21 protein-coding genes are annotated in these 22,758 nt (G+C 72.7%); 18 read left to right on the top strand and 3 right to left on the bottom strand.

The window, feature by feature from the left end; translation table 11 throughout:
- Nucleotides 1-111: 111 nt before the first annotated feature.
- Together B0E54_RS14855 and B0E54_RS14850 are read right to left on the bottom strand one after the other, a co-directional pair.
- Entirely contained in the window at nt 112-1,041 is a 930-nt protein-coding gene (locus B0E54_RS14855) for an AraC family transcriptional regulator (RefSeq protein ID WP_234584114.1), read from the bottom strand.
- 272 nt (nt 1,042-1,313) lie between these two features.
- The gene (locus B0E54_RS14850) at nt 1,314-2,228 is read right to left on the bottom strand and encodes a cyclase family protein (protein ID WP_234584113.1); all 915 of its coding nucleotides are present in this window, start codon (nt 2,226-2,228) and stop codon (nt 1,314-1,316) included.
- Between the two features lie 552 nt (nt 2,229-2,780).
- Here B0E54_RS14850 and mfd point away from each other — a divergent pair.
- The 4 genes from mfd to B0E54_RS14830 all read left to right on the top strand — a co-directional run bounded on the left by mfd (nt 2,781) and on the right by B0E54_RS14830 (nt 10,008).
- On the top strand, nt 2,781-6,422 hold the full coding sequence (mfd, locus tag B0E54_RS14845) for a transcription-repair coupling factor (protein WP_234584112.1): 3,642 nt from the start codon (nt 2,781-2,783) through the stop codon (nt 6,420-6,422).
- Nucleotides 6,423-6,529: 107 nt separating this feature from the next.
- Nucleotides 6,530-7,297, top strand: coding sequence for a hypothetical protein (locus B0E54_RS14840; RefSeq protein WP_234584111.1), 768 nt, complete (start codon nt 6,530-6,532; stop codon nt 7,295-7,297).
- Between the two features lie 2 nt (nt 7,298-7,299).
- The gene (locus tag B0E54_RS14835; RefSeq protein ID WP_234584110.1) at nt 7,300-8,298 is read left to right on the top strand and encodes a nucleoside triphosphate pyrophosphohydrolase; all 999 of its coding nucleotides are present in this window, start codon (nt 7,300-7,302) and stop codon (nt 8,296-8,298) included.
- Between the two features lie 90 nt (nt 8,299-8,388).
- Complete coding sequence (locus B0E54_RS14830; protein ID WP_234584109.1) at nt 8,389-10,008, top strand: DUF885 domain-containing protein; 1,620 nt, start codon at nt 8,389-8,391, stop codon at nt 10,006-10,008.
- 18 nt (nt 10,009-10,026) lie between these two features.
- Here the strand turns inward: B0E54_RS14830 and B0E54_RS14825 are convergent, their stop codons facing one another.
- A complete protein-coding gene (locus B0E54_RS14825) occupies nt 10,027-10,719 on the bottom strand; it encodes a hypothetical protein (protein ID WP_234584108.1) in 693 nt (230 codons plus the stop codon).
- Nucleotides 10,720-10,932: 213 nt separating this feature from the next.
- Between B0E54_RS14825 and eno the strand changes: the two genes are divergently transcribed.
- From eno to B0E54_RS14755, 14 genes are all read left to right on the top strand, one after another.
- Nucleotides 10,933-12,216: a phosphopyruvate hydratase gene (gene eno, locus B0E54_RS14820; RefSeq protein WP_234584107.1), complete on the top strand. Its 1,284-nt coding sequence runs from the start codon at nt 10,933-10,935 to the stop codon at nt 12,214-12,216.
- A gap of 78 nt (nt 12,217-12,294) precedes the next feature.
- The gene (locus B0E54_RS14815) at nt 12,295-12,933 is read left to right on the top strand and encodes a septum formation initiator family protein (protein WP_234584106.1); all 639 of its coding nucleotides are present in this window, start codon (nt 12,295-12,297) and stop codon (nt 12,931-12,933) included.
- 34 nt (nt 12,934-12,967) lie between these two features.
- Complete coding sequence (locus tag B0E54_RS14810) at nt 12,968-13,525, top strand: DUF501 domain-containing protein (RefSeq protein WP_234584105.1); 558 nt, start codon at nt 12,968-12,970, stop codon at nt 13,523-13,525.
- The gene (locus B0E54_RS14805; RefSeq protein WP_234584104.1) at nt 13,522-14,043 is read left to right on the top strand and encodes an amino-acid N-acetyltransferase; all 522 of its coding nucleotides are present in this window, start codon (nt 13,522-13,524) and stop codon (nt 14,041-14,043) included. Before B0E54_RS14810 ends, B0E54_RS14805 begins: the two co-directional genes overlap by 4 nt.
- A gap of 179 nt (nt 14,044-14,222) precedes the next feature.
- On the top strand, nt 14,223-15,152 hold the full coding sequence (locus B0E54_RS14800) for a Ppx/GppA phosphatase family protein (protein ID WP_234584130.1): 930 nt from the start codon (nt 14,223-14,225) through the stop codon (nt 15,150-15,152).
- A 103-nt stretch (nt 15,153-15,255) separates the two neighbouring features.
- Nucleotides 15,256-15,588: a PadR family transcriptional regulator gene (locus tag B0E54_RS14795; RefSeq protein ID WP_234584103.1), complete on the top strand. Its 333-nt coding sequence runs from the start codon at nt 15,256-15,258 to the stop codon at nt 15,586-15,588.
- Nucleotides 15,585-16,598: a hypothetical protein gene (locus tag B0E54_RS14790; protein ID WP_234584102.1), complete on the top strand. Its 1,014-nt coding sequence runs from the start codon at nt 15,585-15,587 to the stop codon at nt 16,596-16,598. The genes B0E54_RS14795 and B0E54_RS14790 overlap by 4 nt, the downstream gene beginning before the upstream one ends.
- Before the next feature lie 130 nt (nt 16,599-16,728).
- A complete protein-coding gene (locus tag B0E54_RS14785) occupies nt 16,729-17,211 on the top strand; it encodes a hypothetical protein (RefSeq protein WP_234584101.1) in 483 nt (160 codons plus the stop codon).
- A 212-nt stretch (nt 17,212-17,423) separates the two neighbouring features.
- Entirely contained in the window at nt 17,424-18,110 is a 687-nt protein-coding gene (locus B0E54_RS14780; RefSeq protein ID WP_234584100.1) for a dienelactone hydrolase family protein, read from the top strand.
- Nucleotides 18,103-18,843 carry a uracil-DNA glycosylase gene (locus tag B0E54_RS14775; protein WP_305076133.1) on the top strand — a complete coding sequence of 247 codons (741 nt, stop codon included), beginning with the start codon at nt 18,103-18,105 and terminating at the stop codon, nt 18,841-18,843. Before B0E54_RS14780 ends, B0E54_RS14775 begins: the two co-directional genes overlap by 8 nt.
- Before the next feature lie 20 nt (nt 18,844-18,863).
- Entirely contained in the window at nt 18,864-19,673 is an 810-nt protein-coding gene (locus B0E54_RS14770) for a DUF4129 domain-containing protein (RefSeq protein ID WP_374109272.1), read from the top strand.
- A gap of 22 nt (nt 19,674-19,695) precedes the next feature.
- Nucleotides 19,696-20,280, top strand: a complete 585-nt coding sequence (locus B0E54_RS14765; RefSeq protein WP_234584099.1) for a hypothetical protein — start codon at nt 19,696-19,698, stop codon at nt 20,278-20,280.
- Nucleotides 20,280-21,287 carry a MoxR family ATPase gene (locus tag B0E54_RS14760; RefSeq protein WP_234584098.1) on the top strand — a complete coding sequence of 336 codons (1,008 nt, stop codon included), beginning with the start codon at nt 20,280-20,282 and terminating at the stop codon, nt 21,285-21,287. Before B0E54_RS14765 ends, B0E54_RS14760 begins: the two co-directional genes overlap by 1 nt.
- Entirely contained in the window at nt 21,287-22,729 is a 1,443-nt protein-coding gene (locus tag B0E54_RS14755) for a DUF58 domain-containing protein (protein WP_234584097.1), read from the top strand. The genes B0E54_RS14760 and B0E54_RS14755 overlap by 1 nt, the downstream gene beginning before the upstream one ends.
- Nucleotides 22,730-22,758 lie beyond the last annotated feature (29 nt).

Genomic DNA, 22,758 nt, shown 5'->3' with positions numbered 1-22,758 from the left:
GCCTGTTCGGGGGGGTCCGACGCCTCGACCGGACCTGTCGCGGGCCGCTTCGGGCGTGCCCGAAGGAGGTGCCGTACGCCCCCCGTGCGGCACCTCCGCCCACCTCCGGGCTCAGGCTGTCGCGCCCGGGTCCTCGCGGGTCGCGGTGAGCAGGCGGCGCAGCCTGGCCGGAGGGTGACCCACCTGCTCGCGGACCACCCGGGTCAGGTGTGCCTGGTCGGCGAAGCCGTACTCGCTGGCGAGCGCGCCGAGCGGGCGGCCGTCGGGCTCGGCGAGGGTGTCCAGCACCGCACGCACCCGCAGCCGGTTGCGGTAGGCGGTCAGGCTGCTGCCGGTCATCCGCTGGAACACCCGGCTGAGGTGGTGCGGTGAGCTGCCCACCTCCCGGGCCACCTCGTCAAGGCCCATCGTGAACCCCGAGTTGGCCAGCACCTCCCGGGCCCGGTCGGCGAGCCGCCGGTGCGCGGCGAGCGTCGCCGGCCGGCGGCGGACCGCCCGCTCCACCGCGCCGTCCTCGCCGTTCTCGCCGTTGGAGGTGAGGGCGCTGTGGCTCAGCAGGCGGGCCAGGAACCGCTGGAGCCGCTCGGCCATCTCGAACCCGTCCAGCCCGCGCCGGAACTCGGCCACCAGCAGACGGTGCGCCAGGTCCAGCGTGGCGTCCGAGGTGCCGGCCCAGCCGGCCCGGTCCATCCAGCGCTCCGCGTCCGGCCGCTGCGCCAGCACCGCCGAATCAATCTCCAGGCAGGTGTACGAGTCACCGCAGCCGAACGGGTGCGCCACCGCCATCTCGTCGCCGGGCCGGGTCAGCAGCATCGACGTGGCGTCGGAGACCTCGACCCGCCCGTTGAGCCGGCGCCGGTACGCCCCGGAACGCCCCAGGATGACCTTGTGCCGGTCCTCCGCGACAGTCTCCGTCCAGCCGTGGTTCTCCACGATGCAGCGCACCTGGTAGATCAGCATTCCGTCCGGATGCCCCAGCACCCGCCACCGGGCCGGCGTGGTACGACGACGCGGATCACTGCCGACTCCCTCAGCGGGCATCGTCCCCCCTTGCACGGCGATCTCGCACTACCCGGCTCGATTCTGGTCACTCACCAACCCCTGGTCCACCCCGAGCGACGGGTCGCTCCGCAGCGGCTCTGTGGGTCCGTGCTGGCCCGTGCTGGCCTGTGCCGGTCCGTGCTGGCCTGTGCCGGTCCGTGCTGGCCTGTGCCGGCCCGTGCCGGCCCACCTGGTCGGCTGTGGCCGACCGGCTCGGTTCCGCGTCGGTCGGCTCGATCCCGGGGTCGGCGGGGTCGGCGAGTTGGCGTGGATCAGGGACTGACAACGGCGAAGGCGCGGACCGGGAAGGTGCCCATGCCGGCCACCATCGGTGGGGCCGCGGTGAAGCGGAACCCGCTCGGCGGCAGCGCGCCCAGGCCGGTCAGGTGCTCCACGATCGGGACGCCGGCGGCGAGCAGCGTGCTGTGCGCGGGGCGTACGCCTCCGGCCGCCGGGCTCATGTCGTCGATGTTGATCGAGTCGATACCGACCAGTGCCGCGCCGGCGTCGACCAACGCCTGCGCGGCGTCCCCGGTCAGGTACGGCGCCTCGGGTGCGCCGTACCGCTCGGTGCCGAAGTGCACGTCCCACCCGGTGTGCAGCAGCACCGCGCGCCCGGCCACCTCGTACGGAGCCAGCATCAGCCGGTCCACGGCTCGGGTGCCGGCCGGTACGCGTACCAGCAACCCGGGCAGGTCGGCGAGGCGGTCCAGGGACACCCCGGTCAGGTCGTCGCCGCCGGACCAGCGGTGGGCGGGAGTGTCCACGTACGTGCCGGTGTTGGCGATCATGTCGATCCGGGCCACGTGGAACTCGGTGCCCGGCGCGTACCGCTCGCGGGATTCCGCGAAGGTCAACCAGTCGGCGATCCTCGGAGCGGTCCACCCCGGCAGTGTGGTCATCCCGTCGCGGATCACGTGGCTCAGCTCGACCAGCCGACGATCGGCGCCGGACTCCTCGACGCCGACGCCCCGACCGCCCTTGTGCGGCTCCTCGATGATCGTCTTCGCGCTGATCCAGACCTCGGCGACCATCAGCAGCCCGAGGTGGCGGACGAACAACGCCGCCAGATCGTCGTCGGTGATCTCCCGACCCGGAATGTCCAGCCGGAACCCCTCCGTGCGCAGCCCGCCGCCGTTGGCGAAGCTCACCTCCGCGTCGAACTGTGCGCGCCACTGCTCACTCATCCCGAAACCCGACCACGCCTGCCGGCGCCGGTCAAGATCTTTTTGCGGCGTGGGTGGCCTGTGGTCGGCTGCCTGTGGTCGGCGTCGTCCAGGTGGCCAAGATCGTGCTCGATACAGGAAAGAGTGCGATCCGACGGATTCGAGACCACTACATCCTGGATCGAGCACGATCTTGGTCGGTGTCGCCCCGTGCAAGGCGGCAGCGCGCCCCATCACCCCCGCGCGACGGCGTGTCCGCGCTCCGGGACGGCCGAGGACGCTTCCAACCCCGCAAGATCCGCGCAACATCAGGGAAGTTGCTGCCTCCCGCGCTCCGGAGGCAGCAACTTCCCCGATGTTGTGCGGATCTTGGGACGAGAGGGGCTGCGAAGGGGCGGACCCGTGCCGGGGTGCGGACCTGGGTCGGGCGCGCGGGCCAGGGGCGCGGGCGACGCGACCTGGGCGGAACGGGGTGGGTGTCGGTGCGCGGGGATAGGCTGGTTGGCGTGCACCCCCCGTCCGGCTGGACGAGGGGCCCAAGTGGTGTGCGCCGACTCCCCTGGAAGGATTCCCTTGCTCACCGGTCTGTTCTCCGCCGCTCTGGCCGACCCCGGGCTGACCCGGGCGCGTGACCTGGCGCGCTCCGGTGCCGCCCAGGTTGACGGCCTCGACATCACCGCTCCCGCCGCACTGCGTCCCTTCGCGGTGGCCGCCGTAGCGGCCGACCCCGACGGCACCGGTGGCGGGGCCGGGCGGCCCGTGCTGGCGGTGACCGCCACCACCCGGGAGGCCGACGACCTGGCCGCCGCGCTGGGCGCGCTGCTGCCGCCGGAGCAGGTGGTGGTCTTCCCCTCCTGGGAGACGCTGCCGCACGAGCGACTGTCCCCACGCTCCGACACGGTGGGCCGCCGGCTGGCCGTGCTGCGCCGCCTCGCGCACCCCGAGTCGACCGACGCGCACGGCGGCACCGGGCCGCTGCGGGTGGTCGTGGCGCCCGTCCGTTCACTGCTGCAACCACAGCTCAAGGGCCTCGGCGACCTGGAGCCGGTGCAGCTCGCCGCCGGCGAGGAGGCGGACCTGGAAGAGGTCGCCCGCCGGCTGACCGACATGGCGTACGCCCGGGTCGACCTGGTCACCAAGCGCGGCGAGTTCGCGGTGCGCGGCGGGATCCTGGACGTCTTCCCGCCCACCGACGAGCACCCGTCGCGGGTGGAGTTCTGGGGCGACGAGGTGGAGGAGATCCGCACCTTCGCCGTCGCCGACCAGCGGACCATCGAGCAGGTTCCGCTGCTCTGGGCGCCGCCCTGCCGTGAGCTGCTGCTCACCCCTGCGGTGCGCGAGCGGGCCGCCGCGCTCGCCGAGCAGCACCCTGAGCTGGCCGAGATCCTGGACAAGCTTGCCGAGGGCATCCCGGTGGAGGGGATGGAGTCGCTGGCTCCGGTGCTGGTCGGCCCCGACTCGCTGGAGCTGCTGCTGGACGCCATGCCGGCCGGCACCCACGTCCTGCTGTGCGACCCGGAGCGCATCCGCACGAGGGCGCACGATCTGGTGCGTACGTCGGAGGAGTTCTTGCAGGCCAGCTGGGCCGCCGCCGCGGTCGGTGGCCAGGCCCCGGTGGACGTCGGCGCCGCCGCCTTCCGCACCCTGGGCGAGGTCCGCGCCACCGCGGCCACCCTCCGCCAGCCGTGGTGGACGCTGTCCCCGTTCGGCCTGGTCGAAGCGGAGACCGCCGAGACACGGCAGCCCTGGGAGGACGCGCCCGAGCAGGCCAGCGTGACCCCCGACGACGCCATCGCGGTGACCCTCGCCGCGCAGCCGGCCCCGCTGTACCACGGCGAGACCGCGCGGGTGGTCGACGACCTCAAGCGCTGGGCCGGCGAGGGCTGGTCGATCGCGCTGGTCTTCGAGGGGCACGGCCCCGCCCAGCGGGCGGTGGAGGTGCTGCGCGACGCCGGGCTGGGCGCCCGGCTCACCGAGGAGGTGCCGACCGCGCCCGCCCCCGGCGAGATGGTCGTCACCTGCGGCGCGCTGGGCAGTGGGTTCGTCGACGAGGCGTCCCGTTTCGTGCTGCTCACCGGCGACGACGTCACCGGCGGTCGGGGCACCTCGACGCGGGACATGCGCAAGATGCCGAGCCGCCGGCGCAACACCATCGACCCGCTGGAGCTCAAGGCCGGCGACTTCGTGGTGCACGAGCAGCACGGCATCGGCCGCTACGTCGAGCTGGTGCAGCGCACAGTCAACGGCGCGAGCCGGGAATACCTGGTCATCGAGTACGCGGCCAGCAAGCGTGGCCAGCCCGGCGACCGGCTGTTCGTCCCGACCGACCAGCTCGACCAGCTCTCCCGCTACGTGGGCGGCGAGCAGCCGACGCTGCACAAGATGGGCGGCTCGGACTGGCAGAAGTCCAAGGCCCGCGCCCGCAAGGCGGTCCGGGAGATCGCCGCCCAGCTCATCCAGCTGTACGCCGCCCGCAAGGCGTCCAAGGGCCACTCGTTCGGCCCGGACACGCCGTGGCAGCGGGAGTTGGAGGACGCCTTCCCCTGGCAGGAGACGCCGGACCAGCTCGCCGCTATCGACGAGGTCAAGCGGGACATGGAACAGACCGTCCCGATGGACCGGCTGATCTGCGGTGACGTCGGCTACGGCAAGACCGAGATCGCGGTCCGGGCGGCGTTCAAGGCCGTGCAGGACGGCAAGCAGGTGGCGGTGCTGGTGCCGACGACGCTGCTGGTGCAGCAGCACTACAACACCTTCGCGGAGCGGATGAGCCAGTTCCCGGTGCAGATCCGGCAGCTGTCGCGGTTCCAGACCCCGAAGGAGACCGAGCGGACGTTGGAGATGGTCGCCGACGGCACCGTCGACATCGTCATCGGCACCCACCGGCTGCTCCAGACCGCGACCCGGTTCAAGCAGCTCGGTCTGGTGATCGTCGACGAGGAGCAGCGCTTCGGTGTCGAGCACAAGGAGCACCTGAAGACGCTGCGCGCCTCGGTCGACGTGCTGAGCATGTCGGCCACTCCGATCCCGCGCACCCTGGAGATGGCGATCACCGGCATCCGGGAGATGTCCACCATCGCCACTCCGCCGGAGGAGCGGCACCCGGTGCTCACCTTCGTCGGCGCGCAGGACGACCGGCAGGTCGCCGCGTCCATTCACCGCGAGCTGCTGCGCGACGGGCAGGTGTTCTACCTGCACAACCGGGTCGAGTCGATCGACCGGGCGGCCCGGCGGCTGCGGGAGCTGGTCCCCGAGGCGCGGGTCGCGGTGGCGCACGGCCAGATGGGCGAGGAAGCCCTGGAGAAGGTGATGGTCGGCTTCTGGGAGAAGGAGTTCGACGTCCTGGTCTGCACCACGATCGTCGAGTCGGGCATCGACATCCCGAACGCCAACACTCTCATCGTGGAGCGGGCCGACCTGCTCGGCCTGGCCCAGCTGCACCAGATCCGCGGCCGGGTCGGCCGGGGGCGGGAGCGGGCGTACGCGTACTTCCTCTACCCGCCGGAGAAGCCGCTCACCGAGCACGCCCACGAGCGGCTGGCCACCATCGCGCAGCACACCGAGCTGGGCGCCGGCATGTACGTGGCCATGAAGGACCTGGAGATCCGGGGCGCCGGCAACCTGCTCGGCGGCGAGCAGTCCGGGCACATCGAGGGCGTCGGCTTCGACCTGTACGTGCGCATGGTCGGCGAGGCGGTGTCCGCGTTCAAGGGTGAGCGGCAGGAGGAGGAGACCGACGTCAAGATCGACCTGCCGATCGACGCGCACCTGCCGCACGACTACGTGAGCGTGGAGCGGCTGCGCCTGGAGATGTACCGCAAGCTCGCCGAGGCACGCGACGAGGAGCGTCTGCGCGAGGTCGTCGCCGAGATGACCGACCGGTACGGCGAGCCGCCGGCCCCGGTGCAGAACCTGGTGGCGGTGGCCCGGTTCCGCCTGCTGGCCCGCCGGTACGGCCTGAGCGATGTGACGATGCAGGGCAAGCACATCCGGTTCGGGCCGTTGCCGCTGCCCGACTCGAAGCAGATGCGGCTCAAGCGATACCACCCGGACGCGGTCTACAAGCAGGCCACCGACCAGGTGAGCGTGCCCCGACCGACCACCCGTCGGATCGGCGGCGAGCCGCTGCGCGACCAGGCGCTGCTCGAGTGGTGCGCGCAACTGCTCTCCGACGTGCTGGGCGCCCCTGCCCCGCTGGTCGCCGCGGCCGGGTGAGCACGGCGCCCCGACGGTGCGGGTGCGTCGGAGTCGCCGGGCCGAGCGCGACGGGTGGAGGTGGGGGGCGTCACAGCGCCGGGTGCTGGCGTGAGAGAGTGACGGACATGCGTGCTCGCCGTCTTGTCGCCGCCGCCACCGTGGCGGTCGGGATCGTCGCCCTCTCCGGTTGCCGTGCCGAGCCTGGTGTCGCCGCCTATGTCGGGGACCACCGCATCACCCAGGATGCGGTCACCGCCATGCTGGACGATCTGCGGGCGAAGAACCCGACGCCCCCGGCGGACGACCCGTCCGCCGCCGCGCGTCCGCCGCTGCCCGGTCCGGCCGAGGTGGCCAGCGTGCTGGTGCTCGGCGAGGTGTGCGGGCGGGTGTCCAGGGAGAAGAACTACCAGCCGCGCGCCCAGGTGTCGCCCGAGCAGGCCGCCCAGCAGTTCGGGCTCGCGCCCGAGACCCGGTACGCGCGCTCGGTCGCCGAGCTCTACACCTGCCTGTCCGGGGTGCCGTCCGGTGAGGCGGTCGCCCCGACCGACAAGGAGCTGGCCGACGTGGTCGCGGCGGGTCGCAAGGCCGCCAAGATCCCGGCCGACGTGAGCGACGAGGACGCCGCCCGTCAGCTCGACGGCGAGCAGTCGCGTGACCAGTTGCGCGCCGCGCTCGCGACCCGCCGGGCGCTTGTCGAGGCGGTCGAGAGCCACGACGTGACAGTCAACCCCCGGTACCGGCCGTTGGAGTTCCCGGTGCTGACCTTCGAGGGCAACGCTCCCGCGGTGAGCGTGCCGCTGGGCGAGGCGGGCTCCGGAACGGTCACCGACGTCTCCACCCCGGACGCGGTGCCGTCGAGCGCGAACCCGGACGCCGAGGGCACGGCCAGCTGAGCATGACGGCACGGATCGTCCTGCTGGTCACCTCACCCCGGTTGCCGGCCGGCCTGCTGACCTCGGCCGCCTGGGATGTCGTACGCCAGCATCCGGTCCTGGCCGGTGCGGAGAGCGAGTTGACCACGGCCGTGCGGCAGGCGGGCGCCGAGGTGCGGATCGTGGACGGCCCGGCGACGCAGCCGCTGCTCGACACGGTAGCGGCGCACGGTACGGCGGTCTGGTTGGCCGGCCCGGCCGGCGATGAGACCCTGGCCCGGGAGTTGGGTCTGCGGCTGGCCCGGGAGCCGGGGCTGGCCGAGTTGGAGCTGATGTACGGCTCGTGGGACCCGCCGGGGGCCCGGCTGCTCGACGCGGTGGCCGTGCTGGACCGGCTGGCCTCGCCGGGCGGCGACCCGTGGAAACGGGCGCAGACGCACCGCAGCCTCGCGGGCTATCTGCTGGAGGAGAGCTACGAGGCGTACGACGCGATGGTCGAGGACGACACCGACTCGCTGCGTGAGGAGTTGGGCGACGTGTTGTTGCAGGTGGTGCTGCACGCCCGGCTGGCGGAGGAGTTGCCCGAGGGCGAGCGGTGGACCATCGACGACGTGGCGGGTGGCCTGGTCGACAAGATGATCCGGCGCAATCCGCACGTCTTCGCCGGCGCGGAGGCGGGCACGTTGGAGGAGATCACCGCGAACTGGGAGCGGATCAAGCGGGTCGAGAAGGCGCGCGATTCCGTCCTGGACGGGGTGGCGCTCAGCCAGCCTGCCCTGGCCCTGGCCGCGCAGATCCTGGAACGCGCCACCCGCAACGGCATCGAGGCCCCGCTTCCGCCGGTCGCCACGCAGGTGGACGCCGAGGCGAGACTGGGCGCGAGTCTGCTGGCGACAGTCGTCGCGGCCCGCGAGGCGGGAATCGACAGCGAAGCGGCCCTGCGCCGAACCACCCTGGCCTACGCCCAAGCCGTCCGAGCCGCCGAAACCGCACCCCCACCCCCACCCGTCGACCCGAGTTGATCAAGAGGTTGGCGTCAGAATCCGGCTCGGATCCGACCCAAACCTCTTGATCACCGAGGTGGGCGCGGAGGGCTGGGTAGGGTGGGGCCGGTGGAAGAATTTGGGGTGCTCGCGGAGCGGGTCGTTGAGGCTCTGCTGGAGTCGCGGCCGGGTGTAGCCACCGCCGCCGGGGATCATCGGTTCGACTCCCGGCTTCCGGATCTGTCCGCCGACGCGCTGGCCGCCGACCGGGTGATGCTCTCCGACGCGGCGAACGCGTTGTCCGAGTTGGACCCGGACTCGCTGGACGTCGACGAGCAGGTGGACCACGCGCTGCTCACCTCCTTCGTGGATCGGGAGTTGTTCGAGCTGACCGAGATCCGGTCGCACGAGTGGGATCCCCTGCACCACAACCCCGGCCCGCTGCTGCACCCGTTGCTGGCCCGCCCGTACGCCCCGGCCGAGGTGCGGTTGACGCAGCTGGCGGGGCGGCTCGCCGCCGTACCGGATGCGCTCGCCACCGCCCGCGCGACGCTGCGGGACATGCCGCGGATCCACGCCGAGACGGCGGTGGGGCAGTTCACCGGCACGGCCGCGCTGATCCGCGACGAGCTGCCGCCGCTGCTCGCCCAGGCCCCGGGCAGCCTCGGCCAGGTCGAGCCGGCGGCCACCGCCGCGATCGCCGCGCTGGAGGAGTTCGTCGCCTGGCTGCGCGCCGGCCTGGCCGCCGACGCGGGCCCCGGCCGCGACCCGCGACTGGGTCGCCGCCGCTGGGAGGCGCGGCTCTGGCACACCCTCGACACCGAGCTGGGGGCCGCCGAGATCCAGCGCCGCGCCTGGGCCAACCTGGACCGGGTGACCGCGGAGATCCGGGCGGCGGCCGTCGAGCTGGTCGGCGGTCCGGCCGACGACGCGTCGGTACGCCGGGCGCTGGACGTGCTCGCCGCCGAGCACCCGGACGACTCGACGATCGTCGAGCTGGCCGGGGTGACCCTGGACGAGGCTACCGACTTCGTCCGCCTCCACGACCTGGTGACAGTTGTCGACGACCGGTGCGTGATCCAGGAGATGCCGGAGTTCGCCAGGGGTGTCGCGGTGGCCTACTGCGACGCGCCCGGTCCGTTGGAGACCGCCGCCCTGCCGACCTTCTACTGCATCGCGCCCACCCCGGCGGACTGGTCGGCGCGGCGCGTGGACTCCTTCTACCGTGAGTACAACGACCACATGGTCCGCAACCTCACCGTGCACGAGGCGATGCCCGGCCACTTCCTCCAGCTCGCCCACGCCCGGCGGCACGCCGGTGGCACGAGGGTGCGGGCGCTGGCCCGCTCCGGCCCGTTCGTCGAGGGGTGGGCGGTGTACGCCGAGGAGCTGATGGCCGGGCTCGGCTTCGGTGGCCTGCCGGTGCGGTTGCAGCAGCTCAAGATGCAGCTACGGATGACCATCAACGCGCTGCTCGACCAGTTGGTGCACGCCGAGGAGCTGCCCGAGGCCGAGGCGATGGCGCTGATGACCGGGCGCGGCTTCCAGGAGGAGGGCGAGGCGGCCGGCAAGTGGCGCCGGTCGCTGCTCACCTCGACGCAGCTGTCCACCTACTTCGTGGGGTACAGCGAGATGGCGGAGATCGCCGCGGCCCGCCCGGACGGGGTGTCGGTGCGCGACTGGCACGACGCGATGCTCGCCCAGGACTGCCCGCCCCCGCGCCACCTGCGCACCCTGCTGGGCATCTGACCGGGTCGGTCGGGCCGGTCAGGAGCCGCCCGGCCGACGGTCCACCACGCCGGCTCCGGCGGGCGGGTCGAACGCGTTCGTCTCCACCGTCTCGGAGTAACTGCTCAACGCCAGCTCCATCGGCTTGCCGTCGACCGCGCCGAGGAAGCTGCCGAGCACGCCCTCGGTGGTCACGCAGGCGCTGAAGTCGCCGTCCGAGCGCTGCACCTCGACGCACGCGGCGTGATGCCCGGCGACTGTGGTGTCGCTCTGCTTGATCACCGCCTGCGGGTCGAGTGCGGCGGCGGTCAGCAGCCCGACCACCACCGGTGGGGTGACGAGACCCTGCCGGTTCGCCTCGGTGAAGAGCGCCACGGTGGGCTTGGTGCCCGGGGTGGGTGGCGCCACGAGCGTGCACGCCATCCGACCTGCGGTCGACGTGCAGCGGGTGACGGCGTCCGGCGTGACGGTGAGCCGCCCACCCGGGTAGGTGTACGCGGAGCGGGCCGGATCCTGCGCCTGCACGATCGCGGCGCTCTGGCCGCCGGGCAGTTGGTAGTCGGCCGAGTAGGTCAACTCCAGCGCCCGGTCGAGGCGGGCGGCGAGGTCGTTGACGAGATCCGAGCGACCCATGGCGGTGCCGGCGTCCTCGTATGTCTGACAGCCGGTGACCGTGAGCGACGCGATGACCGACACGGCGAGCATGCGGAGGGTGGTCGAGGCGGCGGGCATGACGACCAGCCTGGTGGATCAAGTCGGCGCAGCGCAAACCCGTTGCCGGTTGACGCCCGGAAATCCGGGAATGTCCGTCAGTGCGGGGCGACTCGGGTGCGCGGGCGACGCCGTGCCCGATCCCGCCGCCCGATACGCTGCGTTCAACACCTGCCTCAGCCGCACCGTCGCGGCCCACCCACGGACCGGATCACAACAACGAGGAGCGACTCAGTGGCAACCATCGAGGGAATCGTCGCCCGGGAGATTCTCGACTCGCGGGGCAACCCGACGGTCGAGGTCGAGGTCGGCCTGGACGACGGCACGGTGGCCCGCGCCGCAGTGCCCTCCGGCGCCTCCACCGGCGCGTTCGAGGCGATCGAGCTGCGCGACGGTGACGCCGACCGCTACCAGGGCAAGGGCGTGGAGAAGGCGGTCTCCAACGTCGAGGACAAGATCGTCGACCAGATCATCGGGTACGAGGCCAGCGAGCAGCGGCTCATCGACCAGAAGATGCTCGACATCGACGGGACCGACAGCAAGTCGGAGCTGGGCGCGAACGCCATCCTCGGGGTCTCCCTGGCGGTGGCGAAGGCGGCTGCCGGCAGCGCCGAGCTGAGCCTCTTCCGTTACCTGGGCGGCCCGAACGCGCACCTGCTGCCCGTGCCGATGATGAACATCCTCAACGGTGGCGCGCACGCCGACTCCAACGTCGACATCCAGGAGTTCATGGTCGCGCCGATCGGTGCGCCCACATTCCGTGAGGCGCTGCGCTCGGGCGCGGAGGTCTACCACGCGCTGAAGTCGGTGCTGAAGAAGAAGGGCCTGTCGACCGGGCTCGGCGACGAGGGTGGCTTCGCGCCGAACCTGCCCACCAACGCGGCCGCCCTGGACCTGATCGCCGAGGCGGTCGAGAAGGCCGGTTACCGGCTCGGCACCGACATCGTGTTCGCCCTCGACGTTGCGGCCACGGAGTTCTTCGACAACGGCACCTACACCTTCGAGGGCGCCGCGAAGTCCGCCGAGGAGATGAGCAACTACTACACCAAGCTGGCCGGTGACTACCCGATCGTGTCGATCGAGGACCCGCTGGCCGAGGACGACTGGACGGGCTGGCAGACGCTCACCGCGTCGATCGGCGACCGGGTGCAGATCGTCGGCGACGACCTGTTCGTGACCAACCCGCAGCGCATCGCCCGCGGCATCGCGGAGAAGGCGGCCAACGCCGTCCTCGTCAAGGTCAACCAGATCGGTTCGCTGACCGAGACGCTGGACGCCGTGGACCTGGCTCACCGGGCCGGCTTCAAGTGCATGATGAGCCACCGCTCCGGCGAGACCGAGGACACCACCATCGCCGACCTGGCGGTGGCCACCGGCTGCGGCCAGATCAAGACCGGCGCACCGGCCCGCTCGGACCGGGTCGCCAAGTACAACCAGCTGCTCCGGATCGAGGAGGAGCTGGCCGACGCGGCGCGCTACGCGGGCGCGGGTGCGTTCCCGCGTTACCGTTCGGCCTGAGAGGTTGTCGGGAAGCCCCGCTGCGGGGCTTCCCGACGCACTCGGCACCACACGTAGCCTCGGGGGAGGGGTGTGACGATGCAGCGCCGCACACCGGGTGGTCAACGTCCCGCCCGTCGACCGGGTCAGTCCGGCCGACCGGGTGCCGGCCGGGCCACCCGTGGGTCGCTCCGGGACGCCGGCGTACGCGCCGAACCGCGCGGTGCCGCAGGTCGGGCGCCGGGTGCGGTCCGGGGCGCCGAGGGCGTGCGCTCCGCGAACCGTCCGGCCGCCGCCCGTCGGACGGCCTCGGGCGGTGCCGTGAAGCGGCTCGCCGCACCCCATCCCCGTCGCTTCACCGGTCGGGCCACGGTGCTCTGCGCGGTGCTGATCGCGCTCGCCCTCGCGTACACCTATCCGGTGCGCGTCTACCTGGACCAGCAGGCCGACATCGAGCGGATGGAGGCCGCCCAGGCGGCGCAGGAGGAGGAGATCGCCAAGCTGGCCGCGGAAGCGGCCAAGTGGCAGGACGACGAGTACATCACGACGCAGGTTCGGGAGCGGTTCTTCATGGGCCGGCCGGGCGAGAAGATGATGGTGGTCTTGAACGACCCGGAGGGTGCCGCCCGCGACGCCGGGAAGTCGCCCGGCTCGGGCGCCCCGGCCGGTCCGACGACCTGGTACGACACGCTCTGGTCGAGTGTGCGGGCGGCGGACAGCCAGCAGCCGGGCAAGTGAGCCACCGACCAGCACACCAGGAGAGACGAGCACCGTGACTGTCGCACCACCGCCGGAGTCGGCGGCGGATTCCGTACCCCTGCCGCAGCGGGAGCCGGCCACCGAGGCCGACCTGGCCGCGGTGGCGGCGCAGCTCGGCCGCACGCCCCGGGGCACCCGTGCGGTGGCCCACCGCTGCCCGTGCGGCCTGCCCGACGTGGTGGAGACGACGCCCCGCCTCGCCGACGGCACCCCGTTCCCGACGCTGTACTACCTGACCTGCCCCCGGGCGACCGCGGCGTGCAGCCGGCTGGAGTCGGCCGGGCTGATGCGGGAGATGGCCGACCGGCTGACGACGGATCCGGAGTTGGCCGCCCACTACCGGGCCGCGCACGAGGACTACCTGGCCCGCCGGGAGGCGATCGGCGAGGTGCCGGAGATCGCGGGCATCTCCGCAGGTGGGATGCCGGGCCGGGTGAAGTGCCTGCACGTGCACCTCGGCCATGCCCTGGGTGCCGGCCCCGGCGTGAACCCGTTCGGTGACGAGACGTTGGCGCTTGTCGAGCCCTGGTGGGCGAGCGGCAGGTGCGTCGACGTGCCCCCGGCCGAATGACAGCTCAGGCCGAGGGGCAGATCCTGGTGCGGCGGGCCCGCACCGGGGACGTCCGGGGCATCCGCCGGCTGGTCGACACGTACACCGACGACCGGCGGCTGCTGAGCAAGGCCACCGTCACCCTCTACGAGGACGTGCAGGAGTTCCGCGTGGCGGTCCGGCCCGACGACGGCGTCGTGGTGGGCTGCGGGGCGTTGCACGTGATGTGGGAGGACCTGGCCGAGATCCGCACGGTGGCCGTCGACCCGTCCTGCAGGGGCCAGCGGATCGGGCACCGGCTGGTGGGTGAGCTGATCGACGCGGCCCGGGAGCTGGGCGTCGCGCGGATCTTCGTGCTCACCTTCGAGACCCGGTTCTTCGGCTCGTTCGGGTTCCGGGAGATCGACGGCGCTCCGGTGCCGCAGCCGGTCTACGAGCAGCTGCTGCGCTCGTACGACGAGGGTGTCGCGGAGTTCCTGGACCTGGAGCGGGTCAAGCCGAACACGCTGGGTAACACCCGGATGCTGCTGCGTCTGTAGCGGCCCGGCCGCGTGCGGCGTCGAGCTGTCGGGGTCGGTCACTCGGTTGAGCGTGATGCCTGTGCGGCATCAAGATGACACAGAGGCATCACGCTCGTCGGCGACCAGCCGGCCCGTCCCGCCGATCGCGTCGGTGCCCCGGCGGGTGGCTGTCGTAGGGTTGCCGGGTGACGACGCGTGTGGCGGCCATCGACTGTGGGACCAACTCGATCCGACTGCTGGTCGCCGACCTGCCCGACGAGTCGGCCGGGCCGCAGGCTCCGCTGACCGACGTGACCCGGCGGATGGAGATCGTCCGGCTCGGGCAGGGCGTGGACCGGACGGGCCGGCTGGCGCCGGAGGCGATCGAGCGGACGCGGGTGGCGCTGGCGTCGTACGCCGCGGACATCGAGAAGTTGGGCGCCCAGCGGGTGCGGATGTGCGCCACGTCGGCCTCCCGGGACGCTTCGAACGCGGCCGATTTCACCGAGATGGTGCGGGCCACCCTCGGGGTCGAGCCCGAGGTGGTCAGCGGCGACGAGGAGGCCCGGCTGTCGTTCACCGGCGCGGTGCGCGGGCTGCCCGCCGACGCGGTGGAGCCGTTCCTGGTGGTCGACATCGGCGGTGGCTCCACCGAGTTCGTGGTCGGTGACCGCGCCGGCGGCGTGCGGTCGGCCATCTCCGTGGACATCGGCTGCGTCCGGATGACCGAGCGGCACCTTCCGGGCGACCCGCCCACGCCGGAGCAGGTTGCGGCCGCTGAGGCCGACATCGCCGCCGTCGTGGACCGGGCGCTCGCGGCGGTGCCCGGCCGCGAGGCCGCCACCCTGGTCGGCCTCGCCGGGTCGGTCACCACAGTGGTCGCCATCGCTGCGGGCCTGCGGGAGTACGACCCGGAGCGCATCCACCACGCCCGGGTGTCGTACGAGGCGGTGGCCCAGGTGACCGCGGACCTGCTGTCCCGCACCAGCGCGCAGCGGCTGGAGATCCCGGTGATGCACCCGGGCCGGGCCGACGTGATCGGGGCGGGCGCGCTCGTGCTCCGCGTGATCATGGAGCGGGCCGGGATGCCCTCGGTGGTCGCCTCCGAGCACGACATCCTCGACGGCATCGCCTGGAGCCTCCAGTAGGCCACCACCGCCCTTGACCGACGTCGTGTTGATCTGAAACCGGACGCGCCCGTCGGGGCGGAATCGTTGACGCTACTGCGCATTGCGCACTAGTGTGCAATGCGTGGACACCACACAGTTGTTGAAGGGCGTGCTCGACCTGGCCGTCCTGGCCGTCCTGAAGGAGGAGGACGGCTACGGTTACGACATCCTGCGCCGGCTCCGCGAGGCCGGCCTGGAGGAGATCGGCGACGCCTCGGTCTACGGCACGCTGCGCCGTCTCTTCGCCGCCGGCCTGCTCACCACGTACGTCGTGCCGAGCGAAACCGGCCCGCACCGCAAGTACTACTCACTCAACGCGGCCGGGCGTGACCAGTTGACCCGCTCCGGCAAGCTCTGGCGCTCGTTCGCCACCACAATGGACACTCTGCTCGACGATCGGGGGCTGGCGGCATGACCGTCACGGAGCAGGAGATCACCGACTACGTGGCGCGGGTCCGGGCCGCTCTGGCCGACCTGCCGCCCGACCGGCTCAACGAGCTGACCGAGGATCTCGCCGACCATCTCACCGAGGTCGCCGCCGAGGCCGAGGGCACCCTCGTCGAGCGGCTGGGCGAGCCGGAGACGTACGCCGCCGAGCTGCGCGCCGCCGCCGGCGTCGGCGTGGGTGGTGGGCGCAACCTCGACCAGCGGGTCGCCACCGCAGTGGTCCGGCTCCGCGGCCGGCTGCGCGCGATCGACACCCGGCTCGGCCCACCTTTGGGGTACGCGACGGCCAGCGACTTCCTCGGGCTGCTGCGCCCGGGTTGGTGGGTGCTGCGCGGCTATCTGGCGGCGATGCTGGTCACCGTGATCACCACGGGTGGCAGCTTCGGCCTGCTGCCCCGATTCGGTGGGGAGCTGCTGGCCGGCCTGATCCTGCTGGTCGGTTTCGTGCTCGCCTCGATCTGGCTCGGTCGCCGATCCGGTCAGTTGAGTCGCTGGCCACGGTCGGCGTTGCAGGTCGGCAGCGCGGTGCTTGTGGTGTTCGCGCTCTCCGCCCTGATGCAGGCCGAGGACCGGATGCGCTACGGCGACTACGGCTACGACCCGACGTCGGTCGACAACCCGTACGACCGGATCAGGGACGTCTTCGTCTACGACAGCGAGGGTCGGCTGGTGGAGAACGCCCGGCTCTTCGACGAGAACGGCAACCCGATCCGACTCGGCTATCCGGACTGCGCCGACCCCGCCGCGGCCTACGGCAACCCGCTGCTGCGGGCGTACCCGTACTGCCCGGACCAGGCGCCCTTCGGACCGCGGGGCCCGGGTATGCCCGGCCGGCCGACGAGCGGACCGCAGCCGACCAACACGTCGACGCCGAGCGAAAGCCCCGCGGTTCCGACCCCTTCGGCGACTTCGGCGAGCCCGAGCGTGACGCCGAGCGTCACACCGAGTGGCGGCCCGACCCCTACCGCGACGAGCTGACGGGCGATGTGAACCACATCATGCACACGATGCTGGGAAATAGCTGAACGGACGAGGCGAGCGGGGCGACGCCGGAAATCAATGATCGTTACGGTGTCGTCTGCTCATCCACCCCTCGGAAGGAACCCCCGTGTCAGAGCAGGTCGCACCGCCCCCCGCGTCCGACGCCGCGCCGCAGCAGCCGGCCGTCGAGACGCCGCCCCCGGCCGAGCCGGAGGCGAAGAAGTCCGGTGGGAAGAAGGCGCTCGGCATCATCGGCGCGATCGTCGTGTTTCTCGTCGTCGCCGGCCTGAAGTTCGGTCTCGGCGCGGCGATCGGCAACTTCGTGAACAAGGACGAGACGGCCGACGCCAAGGCCGGTGACTGCATCGCGGAACTGCCCGAGATCAAGGGCACCAAGGAGGAGGAGGTCGACGGCGCCAAGGTCGTCGAGTGCACCTCCACCGACGCCGCTTACAGCGTGGTGGGCCGGATCGACGGGCAGACCGAGGCTCAGGCCAAGGCCGACACCACCTGCAACGAGTTCTTCAAGGAAGACCAGGAGGGGTACGTCTTCTACAGCATCGAGTCGGGCAAGAAGGGTTACGTGCTCTGCCTGACCAAGAAGGCCTGACCGAAAAGGTCAGACCGAGCTGAGAGACCGATGACGGCGGCGGGGGAGTGTTCCCCGCCGCCGTCGGCGTACTCCCGGTCACTGCCCGGCGAACAGGAGGTGAATGCCACTGTTCCGGCGTCTTCCCGGCGGAGGCGCGGCATGGCAGGCTACCGGCACGTAGGACCACTGGGCGACCAGCCAACGATGACTGACCGCTAGGAGGACGGCCGATGGGCGACATGGTGAGCTACCGCAGCAACGGGGGTACGAGCGAGGGGTATCTCGCGATACCCGCCAGCGGCACGACCAGCCCCGCCGTCATCGTCATCCAGGAGTGGTGGGGTCTCGTCCCGCACATCCGGTCGGTCGCGGACCGGTTCGCCGAGGCCGGCTTCGTCGCCCTCGCCCCCGACTTCTACCACGGTGAGACCACCAGCGAGCCGGACGAGGCGCAGCGTCTGCTGCTGTCGATGCGGATGGACGAGGCGGCGAAGGACATCGCCGGTGCCGCCGACTACCTCGCGGGGCGGCCGGAGGTCGCCGGCAAGGTCGGCGCCGTCGGGTTCTGCGCCGGCGGCAGCCTGGCCCTCTGGTCGGCGACGCTCTCCGAGCGGATCGTCGCCACCGCCGGCTTCTATCCGGTGCTGCCCTGGGAGTCGATGCGCCCCGACTGGGTCGACTACGCCGGCAAGACGGCAGTCATCCACTGCTCCGAAGAGGACGGCACCTCGACTGCCGACGGTGTGCAGACCGCACGGCGGGCCATCGAGGAGGCCGGCGGCACCTGCCAGCTGTACGACTACCCGGGCACCTCGCACGCGTTCTTCAACGACGACCGGCCGGAGGCGTTCGACCAGCGTTCCGCCGCCAGCGCCTGGGCCCGCACCCTCGAACTCTTCCGGGCCAAACTTGGCTGAGTCGCGTACCCCCGACCAGGTCGTCGCCCGCGCCGCGCGGGCGACCGACCTGGCCGACCTCGACGCGGCCGTCAGTGACTGTTTCGCCTGTCCGCGGCTGGTCCGGTGGCGGGAGGAGGTGGCCCGCACCCGGCGGGCCGCCTTCCGCGACCAGGAGTACTGGGGTCGACCGGTGCCGGGCTTCGGCCCCGCCGACGCGCGGATCGCCATCCTCGGGCTCGCGCCCGCCGCGCACGGCGGCAACCGCACCGGCCGGATCTTCACCGGCGACCGCTCGGGTGACGTGCTCTTCGCGGCCCTGCACCGGGCCGGGCTGGCGAACCAGCCGACCAGCGTCTCCGCCGACGATGGGCTGGCGCTGCGCGACACCCGCATCTTCTCGGCCGTCCGCTGCGCCCCGCCGGACAACAAACCCACCCCGGATGAACGCGACACCTGCGCGCCCTGGCTGCACCGCGAGGTCACGCTGATCCGGCCCACCCTGCGCGTCGTGGTCGCGCTGGGCGCGTTCGCCTGGGCCGCGTGGTGGCCGGTGCTGCGCCAGGTGTACGGGCAGCGCCCGCCCAGCCCGCGACCGGCGTTCGGTCATGGGGCACACTGGTCCGGCGCGGCCGTGCCGGAGTTGCTCGGCTGCTATCACGTCAGCCAGCAGAACACCTTCACCGGGCGGCTGACACCGGGGATGTTGGACGATGTCTTCGGCCGGGCCAAGCAGCTGGCCGAAGTGGACTGAGAACGCGTGGGGTGGTGGCGATGACGAGCGCAGCACGCCCGCCCACACCGTCCCCGGTCGCCGGGTCGGGTGTGGTCCGTCCGGTGCTCGGCCTGCTGCGCCGATGGTGGCCGGTGGGTGCGGTGGCGGCGCTGCTCGCGGCCGCCGCGCTGGCGTCGGCGCACTCGTCGATCGGCGCCAGTCAGATCCCGCCGGCCGCGGAGAACGTCCCCTGGGTGCCCGAATATCCGACGGACACGCCGTCGCCGCCTCCGTCGATCCCGGTCGAGCCGAGGGACGCCGGCGAGGCCACGCAGGCGCACATCCCGCAGTGGATCGCCACCGTGGCGATGGCTCTGCTCGGGCTGGCGATCCTCGCGGTGCTGGGTTATCTCAGCTGGATCCTGCTGCGTGGCGCGCTGCGCCGCACCTCGCGGGCGCTGCCGGCGCAGCGGGCCCGGCGTACGGCCGAGGGCACCGCCCGCGAAGTGGTCGCCGCCCTGGACGCCGTCCTGGTGGAGCTGGACGACCAGGCCACCGATCCGCGCGTCGCGGTGATCGCCTGCTGGGTACGCCTCGAGGAGGCCGCCGCTGCGGCCGGTGTTCCCCGGCTTCCCGGCGACACCCCGACCGACCTGGTCACCCGGCTGCTGCGGGGTGATGAGTCGACCGGGGTCCCGGCGATCGTCAGCGCCGACGTGCTGGCCGAGTTCGCGCACGTCTACCGCGAGGCCCGGTACGCCACGCGCGAGGTCGACAAGAGCACCCGCGACCAGGCCCGCGCCGCGCTGCGGCGGCTCCGCGGTGAACTCACCATCGTGACGACGGGCGCCCGCGGGGTGTCGTCGTGAACGGGCCGGGGACGGTGGGCCGGTGAGCGGCAGCGCCAGCATCGACGACCTGCTCGCCTTCGAGGAGGAGCGGCCGAGGCAGGACGACCGGGAGCAGGGTGGCCGGGCCGGGCGCGTCTTCCGCGCCCTGGCCGGCAACGCCGCAGTGGTCGCCGTGCTGGTCGTGGGCCTGCGGGCGGTAGGTCTGCAGGTGTCGTTGGTGATCCTGGTGGCCGGGGTGTTCGCGGTGTCGGGGGTGCGCCGGATCGCCGCCGCGCTCGCGCCGCCACCGGCGGCGAGGTCCCGTCCTCCGGTGTCCCAGTACGACGACGGCACCTGGAACTGGAGCGCCCGGGACGCGCTGCGCGCCGCCATCAACGGCTGGGAACTCCCGCTGGACTGGTCCACGACGCGACCCGAACGCTTCACCGGGGTCATCCTGCCCCGGCTCGCGGAACTGGCCGACGAACGGCTGCGCCTGAAGCACGCCGTGACCCGCGAGTCGGACCCGGTCCGCGCCCGTGCCCTGCTGGGTGACCGGCTGTGGACGTTCCTGGAATCCCCGCCCCGCCGCCCCCCGTCGCCGCGCGATCTCGCGGTGATCGTCGCCGAACTGGAGAAGATCTGATGAACGACGTGGACCGGAGCATGCCCGCCGCCGAGGTCGGTCGCCTGGCCCAAGCCGTCCTGGACGCGGTCGGCACCGTCGTGGTCGGCAAGCGGGACGCGTTGGAGCTGGTCCTCGCCGGGATCCTGGCCGGTGGGCACGTGCTCCTGGAGGACCTGCCCGGCCTGGGAAAGACGCTCACCGCGCGCTCCTTCGCCCAGGCGCTCGGGCTGGACTTCCGCCGGCTCCAGTTCACCCCGGACCTGCTCCCCGCCGACGTCACCGGCTCCTTCCTGTACGACCAGCGCAACGGCGACTTCGCCTTCCGGGCCGGGCCGGTGTTCACCAACCTGCTCCTCGCCGACGAGATCAACCGGACGCCGCCGAAGACCCAGTCCGCGCTGCTGGAGGCCATGCAGGAGAAGCAGGTCTCGGTGGAGGGCGTGACGTACAAGCTGGACGAGCCGTTCCACGTGCTGGCCACCGCCAACCCCATCGAGTACGAGGGGACCTACCCGCTGCCCGAGGCGCAGCTGGACCGGTTCCTGCTGCGGGTCTCCTTCGGCTATCCGGAGCACGAGGAGGAGTGGGAGGTGCTGCGCCGTCGGATGGGCCGCCGCCGTGAGGAGGCGGACATCAAACCGGTAGTCGACGCCGCCACCCTGCGGGCGATGCAGGCCGCCCTGGAGGACGTCGTGGTGGAGGACTCCATCGGCCGGTACATCGTGTCGCTGACCGCGGCCACCCGGGAACATCCGTCGGTGCTGGTCGGCGCCTCGCCGCGTGGCTCGCTGGCGCTGCTGCTGCTGTCCCGGGTACGCGCGGTGTTCGGCGGCCGGGACTACGTGGTGCCGGAGGACGTCAAGGAGGTGGCGGCGCCCGCCCTGGCCCACCGGATCACCCTGCGCCCGGAGATGTGGCTGCGCCGCGTCGACCCGGCCTTCGTGGTGGGTGAGGTGTTGGAGGCCACGCCCGCCCCGGCCAGCGGCGCGCTGCCCAGCTACGCCGCCGGCGGGCTCCGGCGCTGATGACCGGCCCGACCGCGCCCGCGCCGCGATCCACCGAGCCGGAGTCGGCCGCCGGCTGGGCGCCCACCCCGGCGCTCGGCCGCGCGGTGCTGCTCGCCGGCCTGTTGCTGGTGGCGGGGGTCCTGCTGGGGCGGGTCGATCTCGTCGTACTGGCGGCCCCGTTCGCGCTGGGCACCGCGTACGCGCTGCGCCGCCGGCCCACGACGCTGCCGCAGGTCTGGATCACCGCCGGGGACGACGGACCGCTCGTCGAGGGCGGCGAGGTGTCGGCGGCCGTCAGCGTCGGCAACCCGGACGCGATCGACTACGACCTCGTGGTGGTGCGGTCCCGGGTCTCGCCGTGGTTGCGGATCGCCCGTGCCGGGTTCGCCGGCACCGGCCCTGCCGACGATGCCCCGCCCGCCGACGCCCCGCCCGCTGCCGGCACGTCGCCCGGCACCGGCCGTTCCGTCGCCGATCGGCCGTTCGTGACCTCGCTGCCGGCCGCCGAGGCGGTGGACCTGGAGTTGGCCGGCCGGGCTCTGCGCTGGGGCCGGCATCCGGTCGGTCCGGCCGGCGCGCGGGTCGCCGCGGCGGGCGGCCTGCTGGTCTCCCGAGCGGTGTTCACCGAGCCGGTCGGTGTGCGGGTCTACCCGCGTACCGAACCGTTCGAGGCGGTGGAGGCGATGCCCCGCGCCGCCGGCCTGGTCGGCGCGCACCACTCCCGCCGGCCCGGTGAGGGCGGCGAGCTGGCCGGCGTACGGATCTTCGCCCCCGGTGACCGGCTGCGCCGCGTCGACTGGCGGGTGTCGCTGCGCGCCCGGCAGTTGCACGTGGCAGCCACCCTCTCCGACCGGGACGCCGAGGTGGTGGTGCTGCTCGACGTGCTCGCCGAGGCCGGGCGCTCCGGCGGTGTGGACGGCTCCGCGTCGGTGCTGGACACCACAGTGCGGGCCACCGCGGCGATCGCCGAGCACTACCTGCACCGGGGCGACCGGGTGTCGCTTGTGGAGTACGGGCCGGGTGCCCGCCGGTTGCGCGCCGCCGCCGGCCGCCGGCAGTACCTGACCGTCCTGGAGTGGCTGCTCGACGTACGCGCCGAGGCCTCCCAGCACGAGCCGTACGACCAGGTCTTCGGCCCGCAGCAGCTCTCCTCGGACGCGTTGGTGGTCGTCCTCACCCCGCTGCTGGACGAGCGGTCGGCGCAGATGCTGGCGCGGCTGGCCCGCTCCGGCCGGTTCGTGGTGGCGGTCGACACGCTGCCGGCCAACCTCACGCCGCCGAAGGATCGGGGTTGGGCCGAGGTGGCGTACCGCCTGTGGCGGCTGGACCGGGAAACCATGATCGGGCAGCTCCGGGAGCACGGCGTGCCAGTCGTGCGCTGGGCCGGCGCGGGCAGCCTGGACCAGGTGCTGCGGGACGTGGCGCGGCTGGCGACGGCCCCAAGGGTCGGTTCCCGGTGAGCGCGAGGAGTGAGCCGGGTTTGCGAGCC

Origin of the sequence: Micromonospora sp. MH99 (assembly GCF_021442385.1) — a bacterium.
In the GTDB taxonomy this organism is placed as follows: domain Bacteria; phylum Actinomycetota; class Actinomycetes; order Mycobacteriales; family Micromonosporaceae; genus Micromonospora.
The sequence above is the reverse complement of the archived record's forward strand: the minus strand, read 5'-3'. Positions and strand labels throughout refer to the sequence as shown.

Bases quoted from the DNA above. Each gene is read 5' to 3' on its own strand.
- B0E54_RS14855 (WP_234584114.1), bottom strand. From the start codon at position 1,041: ATGCCCGCTGAGGGAGTCGGCAGTGATCCGCGTCGTCGTACCACGCCG.
- B0E54_RS14850 (WP_234584113.1), bottom strand. From the start codon at position 2,228: ATGAGTGAGCAGTGGCGCGCACAGTTCGACGCGGAGGTGAGCTTCGCC.
- B0E54_RS14840 (WP_234584111.1), top strand. From the start codon at position 6,530: ATGCGTGCTCGCCGTCTTGTCGCCGCCGCCACCGTGGCGGTCGGGATC.
- B0E54_RS14835 (WP_234584110.1), top strand. From the start codon at position 7,300: ATGACGGCACGGATCGTCCTGCTGGTCACCTCACCCCGGTTGCCGGCC.
- B0E54_RS14825 (WP_234584108.1), bottom strand. From the start codon at position 10,719: ATGCCCGCCGCCTCGACCACCCTCCGCATGCTCGCCGTGTCGGTCATC.
- B0E54_RS14815 (WP_234584106.1), top strand. From the start codon at position 12,295: ATGCAGCGCCGCACACCGGGTGGTCAACGTCCCGCCCGTCGACCGGGT.
- B0E54_RS14805 (WP_234584104.1), top strand. From the start codon at position 13,522: ATGACAGCTCAGGCCGAGGGGCAGATCCTGGTGCGGCGGGCCCGCACC.
- B0E54_RS14790 (WP_234584102.1), top strand. From the start codon at position 15,585: ATGACCGTCACGGAGCAGGAGATCACCGACTACGTGGCGCGGGTCCGG.
- B0E54_RS14780 (WP_234584100.1), top strand. From the start codon at position 17,424: ATGGGCGACATGGTGAGCTACCGCAGCAACGGGGGTACGAGCGAGGGG.
- B0E54_RS14770 (WP_374109272.1), top strand. From the start codon at position 18,864: ATGACGAGCGCAGCACGCCCGCCCACACCGTCCCCGGTCGCCGGGTCG.
- B0E54_RS14760 (WP_234584098.1), top strand. From the start codon at position 20,280: ATGAACGACGTGGACCGGAGCATGCCCGCCGCCGAGGTCGGTCGCCTG.
- B0E54_RS14755 (WP_234584097.1), top strand. From the start codon at position 21,287: ATGACCGGCCCGACCGCGCCCGCGCCGCGATCCACCGAGCCGGAGTCG.